Source organism: Glycomyces halotolerans, assembly GCF_054779575.1.
Window position 1 is genome coordinate 154,004 of sequence record NZ_BAAGXZ010000006.1, and the last position, 18,578, is coordinate 172,581.

General features: G+C 70.7%; 15 protein-coding genes and 2 pseudogenes. 8 read left to right on the plus strand and 9 right to left on the minus strand.

The features are described from left to right. Positions 1-6: 6 nt before the first annotated feature. From ACYVL2_RS07850 to ACYVL2_RS07865, 4 genes are read left to right on the plus strand one after another with little or no spacing between them, the layout of a single operon-like run. Positions 7-561 carry a type 2 periplasmic-binding domain-containing protein gene (locus ACYVL2_RS07850; RefSeq protein ID WP_460541923.1) on the plus strand — a complete coding sequence of 185 codons (555 nt, stop codon included), beginning with the start codon at positions 7-9 and terminating at the stop codon, positions 559-561. After that, the gene (locus tag ACYVL2_RS07855) at positions 558-1,820 is read left to right on the plus strand and encodes a DUF6421 family protein (protein WP_460541925.1); all 1,263 of its coding nucleotides are present in this window, start codon (positions 558-560) and stop codon (positions 1,818-1,820) included. The genes ACYVL2_RS07850 and ACYVL2_RS07855 overlap by 4 nt, the downstream gene beginning before the upstream one ends. Beyond that, positions 1,814-2,767, plus strand: a complete 954-nt coding sequence (locus ACYVL2_RS07860) for an EamA family transporter (protein ID WP_460541927.1) — start codon at positions 1,814-1,816, stop codon at positions 2,765-2,767. Before ACYVL2_RS07855 ends, ACYVL2_RS07860 begins: the two co-directional genes overlap by 7 nt. Then, positions 2,764-4,008, plus strand: coding sequence for an ATP-grasp domain-containing protein (locus ACYVL2_RS07865; RefSeq protein WP_460541929.1), 1,245 nt, complete (start codon positions 2,764-2,766; stop codon positions 4,006-4,008). Before ACYVL2_RS07860 ends, ACYVL2_RS07865 begins: the two co-directional genes overlap by 4 nt. 11 nt (positions 4,009-4,019) lie before the next feature. On the opposite strand, the gene ACYVL2_RS07870 is transcribed toward ACYVL2_RS07865, so the two are convergent. The 6 genes from ACYVL2_RS07870 to ACYVL2_RS07895 are packed head-to-tail and all read right to left on the minus strand — an operon-like array spanning position 4,020 to position 11,442. Next, complete coding sequence (locus ACYVL2_RS07870; protein WP_460541931.1) at positions 4,020-4,424, minus strand: roadblock/LC7 domain-containing protein; 405 nt, start codon at positions 4,422-4,424, stop codon at positions 4,020-4,022. Between the two features lie 11 nt (positions 4,425-4,435). Beyond that, entirely contained in the window at positions 4,436-6,907 is a 2,472-nt protein-coding gene (locus tag ACYVL2_RS07875; RefSeq protein WP_460541933.1) for a sensor histidine kinase, read from the minus strand. Between the two features lie 35 nt (positions 6,908-6,942). Next, a complete protein-coding gene (locus ACYVL2_RS07880; protein WP_460541935.1) occupies positions 6,943-7,653 on the minus strand; it encodes an ABC transporter ATP-binding protein in 711 nt (236 codons plus the stop codon). Further along, positions 7,646-9,334 carry a branched-chain amino acid ABC transporter ATP-binding protein/permease gene (locus tag ACYVL2_RS07885; RefSeq protein ID WP_460541937.1) on the minus strand — a complete coding sequence of 563 codons (1,689 nt, stop codon included), beginning with the start codon at positions 9,332-9,334 and terminating at the stop codon, positions 7,646-7,648. Before ACYVL2_RS07885 ends, ACYVL2_RS07880 begins: the two co-directional genes overlap by 8 nt. Next, the gene (locus tag ACYVL2_RS07890; protein WP_460541939.1) at positions 9,334-10,212 is read right to left on the minus strand and encodes a branched-chain amino acid ABC transporter permease; all 879 of its coding nucleotides are present in this window, start codon (positions 10,210-10,212) and stop codon (positions 9,334-9,336) included. The genes ACYVL2_RS07885 and ACYVL2_RS07890 overlap by 1 nt, the downstream gene beginning before the upstream one ends. Positions 10,213-10,260: 48 nt before the next feature. After that, positions 10,261-11,442 carry an ABC transporter substrate-binding protein gene (locus ACYVL2_RS07895; RefSeq protein ID WP_460541941.1) on the minus strand — a complete coding sequence of 394 codons (1,182 nt, stop codon included), beginning with the start codon at positions 11,440-11,442 and terminating at the stop codon, positions 10,261-10,263. Positions 11,443-11,805: 363 nt separating this feature from the next. On the opposite strand from ACYVL2_RS07895, the gene miaB reads away from it, so the two are divergent. The 4 genes and pseudogenes from miaB (at position 11,806) to ACYVL2_RS07915 (ending at position 14,564) form a co-directional block, all read left to right on the plus strand. After that, positions 11,806-13,308, plus strand: a complete 1,503-nt coding sequence (gene miaB / locus ACYVL2_RS07900) for a tRNA (N6-isopentenyl adenosine(37)-C2)-methylthiotransferase MiaB (protein ID WP_460541943.1) — start codon at positions 11,806-11,808, stop codon at positions 13,306-13,308. Positions 13,309-13,383: 75 nt separating this feature from the next. Beyond that, positions 13,384-13,701 carry a DUF4333 domain-containing protein gene (locus ACYVL2_RS07905; protein WP_460541945.1) on the plus strand — a complete coding sequence of 106 codons (318 nt, stop codon included), beginning with the start codon at positions 13,384-13,386 and terminating at the stop codon, positions 13,699-13,701. A gap of 121 nt (positions 13,702-13,822) precedes the next feature. Continuing rightward, positions 13,823-13,915, plus strand: a pseudogene (locus tag ACYVL2_RS07910) (toxin-antitoxin system HicB family antitoxin); the annotation flags it as partial. A 181-nt stretch (positions 13,916-14,096) separates the two neighbouring features. Beyond that, positions 14,097-14,564 carry a type II toxin-antitoxin system VapC family toxin gene (locus tag ACYVL2_RS07915; protein WP_460541947.1) on the plus strand — a complete coding sequence of 156 codons (468 nt, stop codon included), beginning with the start codon at positions 14,097-14,099 and terminating at the stop codon, positions 14,562-14,564. 83 nt (positions 14,565-14,647) lie between these two features. On the opposite strand, the pseudogene ACYVL2_RS07920 reads toward ACYVL2_RS07915, so the two are convergent. From ACYVL2_RS07920 to ACYVL2_RS07930, 3 genes and pseudogenes are all read right to left on the minus strand, one after another. Then, positions 14,648-14,758 (minus strand): annotated as a pseudogene (locus ACYVL2_RS07920) (type II toxin-antitoxin system VapB family antitoxin); the annotation flags it as partial. A gap of 159 nt (positions 14,759-14,917) precedes the next feature. Next, the gene (locus ACYVL2_RS07925) at positions 14,918-16,768 is read right to left on the minus strand and encodes an ABC transporter ATP-binding protein (protein ID WP_460541949.1); all 1,851 of its coding nucleotides are present in this window, start codon (positions 16,766-16,768) and stop codon (positions 14,918-14,920) included. Then, positions 16,765-18,537: an ABC transporter ATP-binding protein gene (locus tag ACYVL2_RS07930; protein ID WP_460541951.1), complete on the minus strand. Its 1,773-nt coding sequence runs from the start codon at positions 18,535-18,537 to the stop codon at positions 16,765-16,767. Before ACYVL2_RS07930 ends, ACYVL2_RS07925 begins: the two co-directional genes overlap by 4 nt. Positions 18,538-18,578 lie beyond the last annotated feature (41 nt).

Here is an 18,578-nt window from a genome sequence, read left to right on the forward strand (position 1 = left end):
CCGAACTTGGCCGCCACCCACGCCGGACCACCCGACATCCGCCACCTGCACACGCTCGGACCGACCGGCACCAACCTCGAAGCCGCCTCCCACGAATGGCTGCGCCGCAACGGTATCGATGGAACCGTCGACTTGCACGAGACCATCGAGTCCGCACTGGAGACCGTCCCGGCCGACGGCCGGAACGCCATCACCGCCTGCGCGGTCTACCCCGCCCTCCACACGCTCGTCTTCGCCAACCTCCACCGCCTGCGCATGGTCGACACCTTCATCATGCCGACCCACAGCATGGTCCTGGCCAGCGCCGGGAGCGACGCGCCCGCCCGTGTCGCCTCCCACCCGGCCCCCAAGGGCCTGGTGCCCGCCGGCGCCGAGGCCGTCGAGTCCCACAGCAACGCCCAGGCCGCGATCGAGTGCGCCGAGGGCCGCGCCGACGGCTGCGTGACCACGCTCGTGGCCGCGCGGCGGCACGGGCTGCGGATCCTGCGCGACTTCGGGCCCGTCCCGATGGCGTTCACCGTCCACCGGGTCGGCCCGTTCGAACCGGGAGCGCTCTCATGACCGAGATCATCCCGCTGCCGCCCGACCTGGAAGCCGAAGCCGGCGCCGTACAGTGCTCGCTGCTGCCGAAAGTGGACCGGTTCCGGTCCCGGCAGGACGGCGACGGCACCGTCCCGGCGCCCACCGACGCCGAGACCGACCTGCTCCGCTCCATCCGCGACGAAGCCCGCGACCGCTACCGCCGCGCCGGCCGCGACGCCCAAGCCGAAGCCCTCGTCGCCGACATCGACGACTGGCTCGGCGCCGGCCTCGACACCGCCCCGGACTTCGCGCGCTCGCGCGACGCGCTCGAAGCGCCCGACGACGGCGACACCGTGCTGTTCCTCGCGCCGCTCCAGAGCACCAACAGCGCGCCGCCGGTCGGCAAACGCCTCGAATGCTTCTTCGGCCTCCGCAAGGAGCCCGACGCCCTCACGGAACTGGCCCGCAGCCACCCGCACCCGAAGAACAACTGCCAGTCCCTGATCGTCCTGGCCGCCAGCGCCGGCCTCGCCCAAGGCAACTGCCTGGTGTTCTTCCCCGAGAACGTGGCCGCGCGCGAACCGGTCCGCGAGCAGGCGTACGCCATGTTCTTCTTCAGCAAGTTCCGCAAGATCCACCAGACCTACGCGATCCCCGCGGCCGAGGCCGTGCTCACCGGCGACAGCCTGCCGCGCGCCTCGTCCGGACTCAAGCCCGAGGAGTGCTACGAGGCGCGGTCGACCTGGGGCTACCTCCACGACTCCATGCACTTCCGGGGCAGATGGCCGTTCGACCGGCACATCCGACTCAAGATGAACTGGTTCGTCGGTCTGCTCGAGGAGATCAAGGTGGACGCCAAGACCGTGCTGGCCTGCGTCGACGAAGGGGTCCCGCACGCCGATGAGCAGATCGACATGATCCTGCTGGAGCGGGTCTTCCGCTACCCGCTGGCCGACGACGCGACCCGCAACTTCGACTCCGGCACCGGCGTGTTCCTCTACAGCTGGCTGCGCGACCGCGGCGCGCTCACCGACGCCGCCGACGGCCGCCTGCGACTGGACCGCGACGCCGCCGTCGCCGCGCTGCGCGACTACGTCGACACCATCGAGGCGCTGGAGGAACGCGTCGCCGACGAAGACGACTACCGGTCGCAGGCGAGGGAACTCGTCCGCGAGCACCTCGAGCCCGGCACGGAGCGGCAGCGTTTCGCCTTCACCGACGACCAGTCGGTGCTCCTGCGCGCCAAAGGCGGACTCGACCGGCTCCCGCCGCTGCGCTTCGCCCCGGCCGAATGGTGAACCGGCACCCGGCCTCGGGAGGGCGGACGACGGTCCTGTCCGCCCTCATGGTGCTCCTGCTCGCGGCCGGGTGGCTCCTCTCAGGGCACTTGGTCGACGGCGTCCATCCGCTGGCCGTCGCCGCCGGCCGCACCGCCGCCGCGTTCGTGGTCCTGGCCGCGATCGCCGCCGCGCTCCCGGCGGTCAGGGTCGGCCTGCGCGCCGGCTCGTCGCGGCCATGGGCCGTGGTCTACCTCGCGCTGCTGGGCTTCGTCGCCTACTACATCGGGACGCTGCTCGGCGTCGACCGGATCGGCGCCTCCAGGGTCGGCCTCATCGTCTCGCTGCTGCCGTGCATCACCTTCGCCATCGGCATCCTCGCGTTCGGCGAGCGCGCCACGGCCCGCAAGACGCTCGGGACCGGTCTGGCCGTGGCCGCCGCCATCGGATACGCCGCCATCGGCGCGGGCCAGGACGCGACCGGCGGCGCGATCGCCACCGGCTCCCTGCTGGCCTTCGGCGGCACCGTCGCCTACGCGCTCTACGGGTACGTCTACCGCACCCGGCTCGGCGACCTCTCGCCGCTGGCGGCGCTGCCCGCGGTCACCGGCGTCGCCACCGTCGCCTTGGGCGTCGTCGCGGCCGTCGCCGTGCCCCTCGGGGACCTGTCCGGCGCCGACTGGGCGGGCATCGCCGTGCTCGGCGCGGTCCTCACCGCCCCGGTCTTCGTCATCGCCCACGAGCTGATCCTGCGTCGCGGGCCGCTCTACACCTCCGCCGTCGCGCTCCTGGTGCCGTTCCTGGTCCGCCTGGGGGAGTGGGCGCTCGGCCAGGCACCGGCTCCGGGGCCCGCCCCGATCGCGCTGCTCGCCGTGTGCGCGGCGGGCGTGTGGCTCACCGTCCGCGCCGGCCGGCCCGCGCCCGCGAGGCCGGTCGGCACCGTCACCACCGAACAAGGAACTCCATGACCGCCGCCAGACCCACCGCCGTCCTCGTCTACCAGCGCGTCTCGCTGCCGTGGATCTTCGAGGCCGCCGACCGCGCCGGAATCGACCTGGTCCTGGTCCCCAGGCCCGACGAGCGCGTTCCCGACCGGCTGCCGCCGGCCGTGGTCGACGTGCTCCGCCTCGATCTCGACGACGGCGCCGACGCCGTCGAACGGCTGCGCCGCCACCGGCGGCACTTCGACGGCATCGTGACCCTCTACGACCCGGCCGTGCCGTTCGTCGCCGAAGCCGCCGAAGCGCTCGGTCTGCCCGGCATCGGCGCCGCGACCGCCCGCGCCGCCCAGGACAAGCGCGTCATGCGCGAACGCTTCGCCGCCGCCGGACTCAACGTGCCGCGCTTCGTCCGCCTCGACGGCCCCGAGGCGCCGGCCGACACCGGCGACCTGGCCTACCCGGTGGTGGTCAAACCCGCGCACGGCTACTCGAGTCTCGGTGTCGTCCGCGTCGACGACCCCGCCGGACTCGACTCGGCCGTCGCCGAAGTCCGCCGCGTCTGCCGCGACAAGCTCGACCGGGCCGCCGAACTGGTCGTCGAGGAGTACCTCGACGGACCCGAGTACGCCGTCGAGTCGCTCGCCCACCGCGGGGAGGTCGAGGTCCTCACCGTCGGCTACAAGGGCGAGCCGAAGGGCCCCTACTTCGAGGAGACCGTCTACCGCGCTCCGGCCCGGCTGCCGGCCGAGACGGTCGCCGCGATCGAACGCGAAGTCGCCGCCGGCCACGCCGCTCTCGGGCTGACCGAAGGACCGGCCCACACCGAGCTGCGCCTGCGCGACGGCCGCCCGCACCTGCTCGAGATCGGCGCCCGCGTCGGCGGATCGGGCGTCTCGCACTACATCGCGCACCACGCCGTCGGCGCCGACCTGGCCGCCGACGCGCTGCGTCTCGCGGTGGGCCTCGAGCCCGAACCGCCCCATCGCCGCGCCGGAGCGGCGGGCGCGGCGGCCAACTACATCGTCCCCTGCGGAGGATCGGGCCGGATCCGCGCGATCGGCGGACTCGACGAGGTCCGGGCCCGGCCCGAAGTGGACCACCTCGTCCAGATGCTCCACCCCGGCGACGTCGTCCGCCCCTACCCGGACTTCACCGGCTACCCGGCCTTCGTGCTCTCGTCGCACGCCTCCGACGAGGAGGCCGAGCGGTTCCACCGCCACCTCGACCGCGCGATCCGCATCGACTACGAGCCGGACGGGCCGGGCTGAGCCGCTCGCGGCTACTGCGGCCGGGCGGCGGCGACCTGGCGCGCGGCCGGTGTGAGCGCCGGGCCGACCTGGTTGATGAGGTTCGCCAGTTCGTGGCCGACCTGGCCGATGTCGCAGTGCAGGCCCGCCAGCGCCAGCAGGCTGGCGCCGCCGGAGACGGACATGGAGAACATGTAGCCGCCGTTCATCTCGGTGAGGTTGCTGATGACCGGGTCGGCCTGGAGCGACCGGGCCGCTCCCGCGAGCAGGCTCGTCAAGCCCGAGGCGATGGCCGACAGCCGCTCCGCCTCGTCGCGCGGCAGCGTGTCGTTGGAGGCGATCAGCAGTCCGTCGGCGGCCACGGCGATCACGTGCGTCACGTGCGGCACGCGGCCGACGAAGTCGTTGAGCAGGAAGTCCAATTGCGCGCTGGTCATTGACTTGTCCTTCAGTTGCTGGGGCTGGTTTGGGTTCTGCTGCCTGAGAGGCCGCGAGCGTAGGCCGAGTAGGTGGCGCCGATGGTCTTGGGGTCGCGGTGGATCGGCTCGCCGGCGCGTTCGCGGGTCGGCGCGATCGCGCCGGGGACGAGGTTGTCCATCGGCTGCCGCATCGGGAGCCCTTGCTCGGTGAAGGCCGGTTCCGCCGGCTCGGCCTGCGGGAGCGGATGCCCGGCCCGCAGGGACGGCTCGGCGTGGACGTACCGCACGTCGAACTTGAGTTCGGGCAGTTGCGTGAGCATCTCGGTGGGGGCGTCGATGGCGGGCGTCCGGTGAGCGCCGACCGTGGCGACGCCTCGGGCCGGGGCGCCCGCTGGGGCGGCCGGTTGCCCGGCGGCGGTCTGCTCGAACAGCGGGGCGTTGCGACGCTGGTTCACCGGGTCGGGTGGCGGCGGCGCCGCGCCGGAGGCGATGGCGGCCGGTTCCGCGGTCCTGGGTTTCGGCTTCGGTTCGGTGAACGACAGGACGCTGCCGGGGATGGCCACCTCGGCGATGGTGCCGCTGCCGATGGAGGGCCGCAGTTCGACTTCGATGCCGTGCCGCACGGCCAGGTGCCCGACGACGGTCAGGCCCATCGCCTGCATCGCCTCGAGGTCGACCGGGACGCGGCGGCGCAGGCGGTCGTTGAGGTGGGACATGCGGTCGGGCTCGATGCCGATGCCGTGGTCGCGGATCTGGACGACGACGCGGCCGGTGAGGACGCGGGCCATGACCTCGGCGGTGGTCTCGGAGTAGCGGGTCGCGTTGTCCATCAGCTCGGCGAGGAGCTGGACGACGTCGTCGACGGCGTCGGCGTTGACCCACGCGCCGTCGTCGGCGGCCAGCTCGATCCGCGTGTAGTACTCGATGCGGCTCTGCGCGGCGGTGAGGACGTCGGAGATCTTCGCGTCGGTGGTGCGGACCTTCGCGGCCGAGGAGCCGCCGAGGACCAGGAGGCTGTCGTTGGTGCGGCCGATGAGGGAGATGAGGTGGTCGAGGCGGAAGAGCCGCTGGAGGCGTTCGGGGTCCTGCTCGTTGCGTTCGGCCTCGTCGAGTTCGGAGGTGAGGCGGCCGGTCAGCGAGTGGCCCCGCCGCGCCAGCCGCACGAAGATCGCTCCGACGTGGTAGCGCAGCAGCGCCTGCTGCGCGGAGATGCGGATGGCTTCGCGGTGGACGATGTTGAACGCCTCGCCGACCTCGGCGAGCTCGTCGGTGCCCTTGGTGCTGAGCGGGGGAGTGGTCCGGGCGGCGAATTCGAACGGGGTCAGGCCGCCGAGGCCCTCCTGCTCGTCGACGTGCTTGACCGCGCGCGGCAGGTCGACCATGGCGATGCGGCGGGCCGATCCGGACAGCCGCCGCAGGCCTCGGGTGACCGAGCGGCCGATGCCGAAGGCGATGAGGACCGTGATCGCCAGCGCCGCGATGGCGATGGCGCTTTCGAGCAGGAGCCGCTGGACGGCGGCCTCGCGGATGCCGTCGGCCATGGCCTCGGTCTCGGCCAGGGATTCGTCGACCAGGTCGGCGGTGGCCGCGTGCCGGGCGTCATAGGCGGCCATCAGCGCTTCGTGGTCGATCTCCTGCTCGTCGTCGGAGCGGGATCCGGCGACCTCGCTTTCGAGCCGGTTGGCCGGGCGGGCCTCGCCGGCGCCGAGTCCGCCCACTTTGAACACAGCGGCGTCGGGGTCGGTGTGGGCGGTGACGCGCCGGTACTCGCCGAGCGCCTCCTCGCGCGCGGCGGCGAGGCGCATGAACGGCCGGTAGTCCCCGGCGAGCGGTTTGCCGTCCGCCAAGCCGAGGACGAGGATCCGCAGCTGCTCGGAGTACTCGTCGATGTCCAGCAGGAGGCTGCCGCTGCGCAGTTCGCGGCTCAGGTCGGCGGTTCCGGCGACGTCCACGGCCCGGTCGAGGACCGCCGAGAGCCTGGTGATGATCGAGTTGTAGACCGTCAGGTGCACTTCGGCGACGGTGCCGTTGTGGACGGCCCGCCGCGCCGTCCCCAACCGGTCGAGCGGTTTGTCGGCCCGGTCGAGCAGGGCGAAGACCTCCGAGTCGAGGTCCCGGTCCAGCGCGGACCTGGCCGCGTCGAGGCGTTCGAGCGCGGCGTCGGCTCCGGCTTCGATCTGGTCGAATTCGGTCACGAGCGTCTCGGGGTCGGCCAGGCCGCTGTTCTCCTGGAACACCAGCATGGCCGCGGCGAAGCGCTCGGCCTGCACTGCTTGGACGACGTCGTTGACGGTGCCGACCAGTCCGACGACTTCGGCGGTGTCGCCGACGACGCGGGCCTCGGCGGCCGACTCGGCCAGCCGGACGCCGACCATGCCGGTGAGCGTCAGCGCGGGGATCAGCAGCATGATCGCGAGCTTGGTCCGGATCCGCATCGACGACCACCATCGTCGGTCGCGGCCCGGGGAGGGCTCGGCGGGAGCGGGGGTCTCCTCCACCATGGCGGGGGCTCCTTCGGGTTCTCGGGGCGGCGGTGTCACTCGACCCCCAGGTAGGCCTTGACGACTCTGGGGTCGGACAGCAGCGCCGCGGCGGGACCGCTGTGGGCGATCTCGCCGGTTTCCAGGACGTATCCGGTCTCGGCCACGCGCAGCGCCCGGCGCGCGTTCTGCTCGACCAGCACCACGGTGACCCCCGTCGAGCGGATCCGCTCGATCACCGCGAACACTTCGTCGACGACTTTGGGCGCCAGGCCCATCGACGGCTCGTCGAGGAGCACGACGCGCGGCCTGGCGATCATGGCCCGCGCGATGGCGAGCATCTGCTGCTCGCCGCCGGACAGCGAACCGGCCGGCAGCGAGCGTCGTTCCCGCAGCACGGGGAACAGGTCGTACATCTCGGATTCGGGTGCGGCGCCGGCGCGCCTGCGGTGGGCGCCGAGGCGGAGGTTCTCCGAGACGGTCAGGGACCCCAGGATCTGGCGTCCCTCCGGGACGAGTACCAGTCCGGCGGCGACGCGGCGGTGCGTCGGCCAGCGGGTGATGTCGCGCCCGTCGAGGCGGACGGTCCCGGATCTGGGCCGCACGAGTCCGGCGACGGCGGCGAGGACCGAGCTCTTTCCGGCGCCGTTGGCGCCGATGAGGGCCACCAGGCCGCCTTCGGGCACTTCCAGGGACACGTCGCGGACCGCGTCGACGCGGCCGTAGGAGACGTGCGCGGACTCGATCGAGAGGATCGGATCAGACATATTCGCTCTCCCCGCTGTCTCCGGCGCCCAGGTAGGCCTCGACGACCTTCGGGTCGGCGGCCACTTCGCGCGGCTCGCCCTCGGCGATGACCTCGCCGAAGTTCATGACGACCAGGCGGGTGCAGGTGTCCAGGACCATGCGGACGTTGTGCTCGATGAGCAGGACGGTGATGCCGTCGGCGGCCAGGTCGCGGATGAGGTCGGCCAGGTCGGCGGCCTCGACGTGGTTCATGCCGGCGGCCGGTTCGTCGAGGATGAGGAGCGTGGGGTGGGCGGCCAGCGCGCGGGCGATCTCGAGGCGGCGCTGGTCGCCGTAGGACAGCGCGCCGGGCCGCAGGTGCGCCCGGTCCTCGAGGCCGACGCGGCGCAGCTGTGACCAGGCGAAGGCGAGCGCGCGGCGCTCGTCGCGGCGGGCCGAGGGCAGCCACAGCAGCCGCCGCAGGTAGGTGGGGCGGCTGACCACGTGCGCGCCGACCAGGACGTTGTCGAGGACGCTGAGCCGGTCGAACAGTTTGGAGTGCTGGAAGGTGCGGCTGACGCCGGCTGTCGCGAAGCGGTGGGCGCCGGCGGGGCCGGGCTTGACGCCGAGCACGTCGGCCTCGCCGCCGGTGGGCGTCTCGAGGCCGCTGATCATGTTGACCAGGGTGGTCTTGCCGGCGCCGTTGGGTCCGATGACGCCGAGGATCTCGCCGGAGCGGATCTCGAGGTCGACGCCGTGGACGGCGCGGACGGCGCCGTAGTCCTTGCTGAGGCCGCGCAGCCGCGCGATGCGGGTGCCGGCCTCCGGCAGGGGCGGCAGTGCTTCGAGGTCGGCGGTGTCGGGGTCGATCGGCCGGGGCCGGCGGCGGGCGCGGGCGACGAGGCTGGAGAGGCCGCCGGGCAGGAAGATGACGACCGCGAGCAGGAGCAGTCCGGTGACCAGCGGGTGGATCCAGCCGGCCTCGAGGCCGAGGGCCTCTTGGAGCTCGGGGACGGCGGTGAGGAAGCCGCTGCCGAGGACGGGCCCGAAGAACACGAGGTAGCCGCCGAGGACGGCGGTGACCAGGCCGTCGAGCATGAGCGTGAAGTCGAAGGCGCCCGGGGTGATGCGGCCGAAGAAGTAGGCGAACAGGACCCCGTAGACCCCGGCGATGGCGCCGGAGGCGATGAAGGAGGTCATCCGGGTGCGGACGACGTTGACGCCCATGGAGCCCGCGGCGAGTTCGTCTTCGCGGACGGCCGCGAAGGCGCGGCCGGCCCGGGAGGGTCCGAGCCGCCAGAACAGGTACGCCAGGACCGCGACGATGATCCAGGCGAAGTCGACGGTCACCCATTTCTCGACCCGGAGTCCGAGGGCGCCGCCGGTCCATTCGGAGTTGGTCATGACCACCCGCACCATCTCGCCGAAGGCGATGGTGGCGATCGCGAGGAAGACTCCGCGCAGCCGCAGGACCGGCAGTCCGAGCACGAACGCCGCGGCGGCGCCGACGGCCGCGCCGACGGGCAGTCCTACCAGGACCGGCGACAGCGAGCCGAACAGCGGCTCGACGGGTACGACGAGCGTGGAGACGTAGGCGGCCAGGGAGGCGAAGCCGGCCTGGCCGAGGCTCAGCTGCCCGGCCATGAGGACCACGTGGAAGGAGTAGGCCAGGATCGCGCCGAGCGCGATGGTGGTGATGAGCGTGTCGTATCCGGCGAGCATCAGACCTCCCTGACCTTGACGTGGCCGAACAGGCCGCGCGGGCGCAGGACCAGGACCGCGAACAGCAGGGCGAAGGCGACCATGCCCTTCCAGGTGGAGTCGAACCAGTGGACGGTCATGGCCTCGGCCAGTCCGAGGATCAGTCCGGCGGCCATCGCGCCCCACAGCGATCCGAGGCCGCCGAGGATGATGACCGCGAAGCCGATGAGTTCGACCGAGGCGCCCAGGCCGCGGTCGGTCTGGCCGAGGTTGAGCGCCAGCAGCGCTCCGGCGACGGCGCCGAGGGCCGAGGACAGCGCGTAGGTCCCGACGGTCACCAGTGAGACGTTGACGCCGAGGACCTTGGCGGCCTGCGGGTTCTCGGCGACGGCCCGCATGGCCCTTCCCATCGGGGTCGATGAGACGAGCCATGCGAGTCCGAGCATGAGCGCCAGTGCGAGCACCAGCGTCACGATCTGCGTCAGGGTCACGCGCACTCCGGCGATCTCGTAGAGCCGGTTGGGGAAGTACTCCCGCGGGAAGCTCTGCGGTTCAGTGCCGTAGCGGGCGTGGAGGAGTGCGATGAGCACGCCGCCGAACGCGACCGATGAGATCAGTCCGGCGAAGTGCTCGTCGTCGCGGCCCGCGAGAGGGCGGAACGCCGTTCGCTCGAGAAGCGCTCCCATGATCGCCCCCAATGCGGCCACGATCGGCAGGAGCGCCCACACCGGGATGTCGAACCGCGCCGCGAGCTCGATGCCGGCGAAGGCGCCGGCGGTGAAGATCGCGGCGTGGGCGAGATTCAGGTGTCGGAGGATCCCGAACACCAGCGTGAAACCGATCGCGAAGAGCGCGTAAATCGATCCGGCGAAGACGCCGTTGGCCAGTTGCTGCACCATTGGGGGTTCCCTGACGGAGGTTGAGGGGAATCCGACCGAGCGGCTCGGTCAGTTCTCCAGGAGGACGAATTGGCCGTTCTCGATGATCTGGACGAACGGCTCCTGGGTCACCTCGCCGCTCTCGTCGAGCGAGATGGGCCCGAGGATCGAGTCGAACTCCAGGATCTGGCCGAGGTTGTCCTTGATGGCCTCGCGGTTGGCGTCGCAGTCGGCGCGCACGGCCTCGTCGATGAGGTGGGCCGCGGTGTAGGCCTGGGCGGCGAACTGGTCGGGAGCGCGCTCGTACTTCTCGGTGTAGGCGGCGATGAACTCGGCGTTGCCGGTCGTCTCGGCCGCGGCGCTCCAGGCGCCGCCGACGATGAGGCCTTCGGCCGCGTCCTCGAGGGCGCCGACCAGCACGGGGGAGTTGAAGGCGTTGCCGCCGACGATCGGCGCCTCGATGCCGAGGTCGCGGGCCTGCTTGACCAGCGGGACGGTCGCGCCGGGGAGCGCCGAGAGGATGACGGCGTCCACTTCGGTCTCCTGGACCTTGCTCAGCTGGGCGCTGAAGTCGGTGTCGGCCGTCTCGAAGCTCTCGTCGACGACCACTTCGACGCCCTCGTCGGCGAGGACGTCCATCATCGTGTTGTAGGCCGAGGCGGTGAAGTCGTCGGCGCTGTCGTGGAGCACGGCGACGTTCTCGATGCCGAGCGACTCCTTGGCGGCCGGGATGCTCGCGGCGAGCGCGACCTCCTCGGGCAGCGAGGCCCGGAAGATGTAGTCGCCGATCTCGGGAATGCCTTCGGCGGTGGTGGAGATGCCGACGGCCGGCACACCGGCGCTGTGGGCGTCGGTGTAGGTCGTGAAGGCCATGTTGGAGAGGGTCGGGCCGATGATGGCGCTGACCTTGTCGCGGTCGATGACCTTCTCGAAGGCCGCGACGCTGTCTTCGACGCTGGTCTTGTCGTCCTCGAAGATCACCTCGTACTCGACGCCCTCTTCGGCGTTGAGCTCTTCGAAGGCCATTTCGATGCCTTCGCGCTGGTATTCGCCGGCGAACGCCGCGCCTTCGGTGAGGCTGAGGACGGCGCCGATCTTGACGGTCTCCTCGATGGCGCATTCGGGCCCGGTGCCGGTGCCGACCAGGGAGTCGTCGGCTTGGTCCGCCGATGAGTCCTCGGAGACGCAGGCGGCCGAGGTGAGCAGGGCGGCGGCGGCCGCAAGGGTGCCTGAGGTTCTGTAGAAACGCATGTTCTTCCTTGTGTCACTGACGGATGGGGGCGACAGCGGGTCCGCCCGCGGATCGGACGGTGGGGGTCCCGCTGGCGGCACGGAGCACACCTTATCGGGACGGATCAACTGACACAAGAGCGAACCTCTCGATATCTCGAAAAGGCATTGGAATGGTCGTAATCGTCGGTCGAGCGGCCATCCGGAGTTTTACCTGCAAGCCCAACTAGAACGTATGTGATCGATCATTTGGGACGATCGACGAGCAATTCGAATGACGTGAATCACGTCCGAGAATTCGCCGTCCGGTCGCGTCGCGGTGGGCGGGGCTACTCGCCGACCGCGCCCGATCGGCCCGAATCCGCCGGTGGCTATGCTGGTTCAGTGGTTGACGTCGACAGTGCGCGGACCTACAGGGTCCAGACGTTCGGGTGCCAGATGAACGTCCACGACTCCGAGAGGATCGGCGGCCTGCTCGAGCAGGCCGGCTATGTCCCCGCGGGCGAATCCGAGGCGCCCGACCTGGTCGTGTTCAACACCTGCGCCGTCCGCGAGAACGCCGACAACAAGCTCTACGGCAACCTCGGCCACCTGCGAGGGGCCAAGCGGCGGAACCCCGACATGCAGATCGCCGTCGGCGGCTGCCTGGCCCAGAAGGACCGCGGCGAGATCGTGGACCGCGCCCCCTGGGTCGACGCGGTCTTCGGCACCCACAACATCGGCTCGCTGCCGACCCTGCTGGAGCGCGCCCGGCACAACCGCTCCGCCGAGGTCGAGATCCTCGAGGCCCTGGAGACCTTCCCGTCCACGCTGCCGACCAAGCGCGAGTCCACCTACTCAGGTTGGGTGTCGATCTCCGTGGGCTGCAACAACACCTGCACCTTCTGCATCGTGCCCGCACTGCGCGGCAAAGAGAAGGACCGCCGCCCCGGCGAGATCCTCGCCGAAGTCCAGGCGCTGGTCGACGAAGGCGTCTCCGAGATCACGCTCCTGGGCCAGAACGTGAACACCTACGGCGTCGAGTTCGGCGACAAGTACGCCTTCGGCAAGCTCCTGCGCGCCTGCGGCGAGATCCACGGCCTCGAGCGGGTCCGCTTCACCAGCCCGCACCCGCGCAACTTCACCGACGACGTCATCGCCGCGATGGCCGAGACGCCGAACGTCTGCCACCAGCTGCACATGCCGCTGCAGTCCGGCTCCGACAAGATCCTCAAGGACATGCGCCGCTCCTACCGCTCGGCGAAGTTCCTGGGGATCATCGACAAGGTCCGCGACGCCATGCCGGACGCGGCGATCACCACCGACATCATCGTCGGCTTCCCCGGTGAGACCGAGGAGGACTTCCAGGCCACCCTCGACGTGGTCGAGGCCGCCCGCTTCTCCAGCGCCTTCACCTTCCAGTACTCGATCCGCCCCGGCACGCCCGCCGGCGAGATGGAGAACCAGATCCCGAAGGCGGTCGTCCAGGGACGCTATGAGCGCCTGGTCGAACTCCAGGAGCGCATCTCCTGGGAGGAGAACCGCAAACTCGAGGGCACCGAGGTCGAGCTGCTGGTCACCGTCGGCGAGGGACGCAAGGACGAGGCCACCGGCCGGCTCTCGGGCCGCGCCCGCGACGGCCGCCTGGTGCACTTCGCGGTGACCCCGCGCGAGAGCGACGCCCTCGACAACACCGAGGGCGTCCGCCCCGGCGACGTCATCACCACCACCGTCACCTACGGCGCGCCGCACCACCTCGTGGCCGACTCGCCGATCCGCAGCCACCGCCGCACCAGGGCCGGGGACGCCTGGGAGGCCGGGCGCACCCCGAAGCTCCCCGGCGTGAGCCTCGGGATGCCGACCATCGGCCGCAAGAGCGAGGCCGAAGCGCCCGGCTGCGCCTGCTGAACCGCCGGCCGGCCTTCGAGTTGCGGCGGGGCCATACACTCGGCAGTCGCAGTCAACCGAACGAAAGGCCATCCTGTGCCCACACGAAAACTGGCGGCGCTGCCCCTCGCTCTCGCTTTCATCGGAGTCTCGGCGTGCACCGCCGAAGCCGGCCCCACGGTCTCCGGTGAGAGCCTGGCCGAGGCCGCGGAGGACGCGTTGGAGGCCGAGATCGGTTCGCGCCCAGACATCGATTGCGGCGACGAGGCGATCATCGTCTCGATGGACAAGGAAGTCGAGTGCCTGCTGACCGACCCTTCGTCCGGCAACGAGTACGACGCCACCGTGACCTTCACCGGCGTCGACGGTGACTCCTGGGACATCGGCGTCGAAGTCGCCTCCGAACCGAACTGACCCCGAATCCGCAGCCGCGTAGTCGGGCCACCGCCCCGGTGGCCCGACTACGCGGCCTGAACAACATGCCCCGCCGCCAGAGCGGCGATATCACTCTTCCGTAAGCGATATAATCGGAGGTATGAAACAGCTGCTCCTTCGGGTCGACGACGAGCTGCATGCGCGGCTCACCGAGCGCGCGAAACGCGAACACCGGTCGGTGAACGCGATCGCCAACGAGATCCTCGCCGTTGTGGGAGCCGAAGACGGTCGCTCCGAAACGGAGCGGGTCAAGGCCCGAGCGGCCTCGCTCGGCATGCTCGCCCCACCGCTCCGCCCGGTTGACCAGGAAGACGACATCGAGGAACTCAGGAACCGTGCGATCGAGTCGATGCGCGGGGCCGGTCCGATCATCGATGAGATCCTCGACGCGGATCGGGGCCGCCTTGATCGTTTATGCGGATTCATCGCTGCTCGTCAGGGCCTATCTCCCGGACGAACGGGACCACCGAAGAGCCGCCGGCCTGCTGAGCGATCCGGAGACCGTCGTCGTCACCGGAACCTGGACCCGGATCGAGGTGGCGGGCGCGCTGGTGCGCGCCGCCCGCGCGCACCGCGGCGACCAGATGCTGCTCCTGCATTCCTGGGAGCGCGACAGCGCACCGGACGGCCCGGTCACCGTGCTCTCCGCTCCGCAGACGGCCGTCGAAGCCGATGCGCTCGATATCGTGGTCACCTACGGCATTCGCGCGATGGACGCCTGGCACCTCGCGTGCGCGTCCCTGGTCGTACCGGAACTCGCCGGTGATCAGCCGTTCGCTTTCGCGTCCCGCGACAAGGAGCAGGCCGAGGTGGCCCGCTCCCGCGGTTTCGAAATCCTGTAGTCGAGTTCCGCGAACCGGCTTCGGCCGATTCGCGGCGCAGCTCTCGGGCGGCCCCCGGGGGATCAGTCGGCTTCGCCGACAGCCACAACTTCCTTGAGCGCGGTGTTGACCGTGTCGTCCTTCGTCTTGGTTCCGAGGATCTCGGCCGCTTGCGCGACGAGCTCGTCGTCGAGGTCGATGACTGTTCGTGACATTGTTTTCACCTCGTCAACGTAGCCATACGCTGTGCCGGAGCGTGCCCTCAGCGGCCGTGTGTCGCTATCGGCTCAGTCGGGTTCCGGACACTATCGATCGTCCGATGTTGACTTATAGATCCTTGGATTTACGATGCACCCGAGTGGGGCTTGCGTTCTCTAGACGAGGCTGTCCTCCCATTGGCGGTGGAGTTCGGCGTAGTCGCCGCCGGAGTCGACCAGGGACTCGGGCGAGCCGTCTTCGATGATCCGGCCGCCGCTGAGCACCACCACCCGGTCGGCGATCTCGACCGTCGACAGCCGGTGCGCGATGATGATCGCCGTCCGATCGGCCAGGATCGTGCGCAGCGCCCGCTGCACCAGCCGCTCCGAGGGGATGTCCAGCGACGAGGTCGCCTCGTCGAGGATCAGCACCCGCGGGTCGGCCAGGAACGCCCGGGCGAACACCACCAGCTGGCGCTGGCCCGCCGAGAGCCGGCCGCCGCGCTTGCGCACGTGCGTGTCGTAGCCGTCGGGGAGCGCCTCGATGAACTCGTGCGCGCCGACCACTTCGGCCGCCTCCACGATCGCCGAGCGCGAGGCGCCCGGCCTCCCGAGCTCGATGTTCTCGGCGATCGTGCCGTTGAACAGGAAGTTCTCCTGCGTGATCATCACGACGTTGTCGCGCAGTTCGGCCTCGCTCAAGTCGCGCAGATCCACCCCGTCGAGGGTGATCGCGCCGCCCTTCGGGTCGTAGAAGCGGCTCACGAGCTTCGCGATGGTGGTCTTGCCCGCGCCGGTCGCGCCGACCATCGCCACGGTCTGCCCGCCGGGGATGTGGAGGTCCAGGTTCGGCAGCACCACCTCGTCCGGCCGGTAGTGGAAGGTGAGGTCGTCGAACCGCAGCTCGCCGCGCCGGTCGCCGATCGCCTTCGGCCGCTCGGGCTCGGCGACCTCGATCTCCTCGTCGAGCACGCCGGAGAGCTTCTCGAGCGCGGCCGTGGCCGACTGCAGCACGTTGTAGAACTGCACCAGCTCGTTGAGCGGGTCGAAGAAGCGCTTCATGTACAGCAGGAACGCCGCCAGCACGCCGACCTCGGTGTTGCCGAGCATCACCTGCCAGCCGCCGAAGAGCAGCACCACGACCGTCGCCAGGTGCCCGATGCCCCTCATGCCGCCGGCCATGATCGCGTTCTGCTGGTGGCCCTTGGCCTGCGCCACCCGGTTCTCGGCGTTGAGCCTGCCGAAGATCTCGCGGTCGCGCTCCTCGCGCCGGTAGGCCTGCACCGCCCGGATGCCGCCCATCGACTCCACGAAGTAGACGATGAGCACCGCCACGGTCTCCCGGGCCCGGCGGTAGGCGATCGCCGAGACGCGGCTGAACCACTTCGCGAGCAGCAGCATCAGCGGGAACGTCAGCAGCGACACCGCCGCCAGCAGCGGGTCGATCACGAGCATGACCACGGTGATCGTCACGACGTTCATCCCGGCCAGCACCAGGTCGTCGACGCCGTTCTCGGTCATCTCGCGGATCGACTCCATGTCGGAGCTCTGCCGGGCGGTCACTCGCCCGGAGGTGAACCGCTCGTGGAAGGCCACCGACAGGCGCTGGAACTTCCAGAACACCCGGTTGCGCAGCGCGTAGAGCATCGCGTTGCCCACGCGCGCCGACTGTGCGATGTAGAGCCGGACGCACACGTACTCCAGCGCGGCGCACGCGGCGAAGGCCACCGCGATCACGATCATGACCGAGTAGTCGCCGCGGTCGGCGATGGCCGGGATGCCGTGGTCGATGCCGTACATGACCAGGATCGGCGTGGCCATGGTCGCGACGTTCTGCCCGACGAGGATCGCGACGAGGAAGGCGATCGAGCGCTTGTGGGGGCGCATCATCGAACCGAGCAGCCGCCGGCTCCGGGCCCGCAGCCGCTTGATCGCCTCGGCGTCGTCGAGCTCGGCGCTGGTGCGCTCGGCGTCGGCCTGCTCGCTGCGGCCCCGCCAGGCCACATGTCGGTCCTGCTGCGCCGTCACGCGGCTACCTCCTCGGATTCGGCTGAGAGCACGTCGACGTATTCGGGGCTGGAGGCCATCAGGTCCGAGTGGCGCCCCACGGCCGCGATCCGTCCCTCGTGGAGCAGCGCGACCCGGTCGGCCAGCGCCACGGTCGAGGGCCGGTGCACCACCACCAGCGCGGTGGTGTCCTGCAGGACCTGCTCGAGGGCCCGTTCGACCAGTTCCTCGGTGTGGACGTCGAGGGCCGACAGCGGGTCGTCGAGGACCAGCACCGCGGGTCTGACCACCACGGCCCGGGCCAGCGCCAGGCGCTGCCGCTGGCCGCCGGAGAGCGACAGGCCCTGTTCGCCGATGCGGGTGTCGAGCCCGTACGGCAGGTCGTACACGAATTCGGCCTGCGCGACCCGCACGGCCTGTTCGAGGTCGGCTTCGTCGGCGTCGGGCCTGCCGAGCGCGAGGTTCTCGCGCACGCTCATGGAGAACAGGGTCGCCTCTTCGAACGCGGTGGTCACGACCCTTCGGAGGCTGTCGAGCCGGAGGTCGCGGATGTCGGTGCCGTCGAGGGTGACCCGTCCGCCGGTGGGGTCGTTGAGGCGCGAGGGCAGCGAGACCATGGTGGTCTTGCCCGAGCCGGTCTTGCCGGCGATCGCGAGGGTCTCGCCGGGTCTGACGGCCAGGTCGACGCCGCGCAGCACTTCGCCGCCGTCCTCGAAGGCGAATCTGACGTCTTCGAAGGCGAGTTCGCCGCGGACGGTGGAGCGGTCGACGGCTCGGGCGCCGGGACGGTCGCGGATGGCCGGTTCGGTGTCGAGCACTTCGTAGACGCGGTCGGCGGCGGTCATGGCCTCGTTGCCGTGGGCCATGACCCATCCGGCCGCTTCGATCGGCCAGAGCAGGTTGAGCTGCAGCATGATGAAGGCGGTGAGCTGACCGATGGTGAGCTGCCCCTGGGCGACCATGATCGCGCCGATGACGAGGGTGGCCCCGACCATGGCCGAGGCGATCGCGCCGAAGGCCGACCAGGAGCGGGCGGCGATGAGGCTCTTGCGGACGCCGAGCACGCGCAGGTGGTCGGCCTGCTCGTCGAATCGCGACGCCATGAGCGGCCCGCGTCCGAGCGCTTTGATGGCGCGGATGCCGTTGGCCGATTCCTCGGCGGCGCTGGAGACCTCGCCGGACTGGTCCTGTTCGGCGCGGGCGGCCGGGAGGAAGTGCTTGAAGAATCCGCGTCCGATGAGGAACAGCGGGACGGCGGCGACGGCGACGATGAGGGCCAGGCGCCATTCGATCCAGAACAGCTGCGCCATGATGATGGTGATCATGCCGGTGGAGCTGATGGCGAACACCAGGCCGCCGGCGAAGAATCGCCGGACCATGCCCAGGTCGACGGTGATGCGCGCGAGGAGCTGGCCGGTCTGCCACCGGTCGTGGAAGCCGGTGTGGAGCCGCTGGAGGTGCTCGTAGATGACGTCGCGGATGTCGGCCTCGATGGACATGGCCGTGGAGGTCTGGAAGTAGCGGCGGGTGAGGTTCAGCAGCGCGTCGGCCGCGCCGACGGCGGCGATGACGGCGATGAAGCCCCACAGGGCCCCGAGGTCGCGGTCGCTGATGGGGCCGTCGATGGCGGCGCCGACCAGCGGCGGGATGGAGAGGCCGGCGGCGATGTTGAGCAGCACCATGGTCCACAGTGCACCGAGTCGGAACCGATAGGGGCGCAGGTACCGGCGCATTCGCCACAGGTTGCTCAAGGGGGTCGTCCGTGTTTCGGGATCACCGGTTTCGGACATGGATCTCGGGTTGACGCGCACTGACACCACCCGGCCACCGT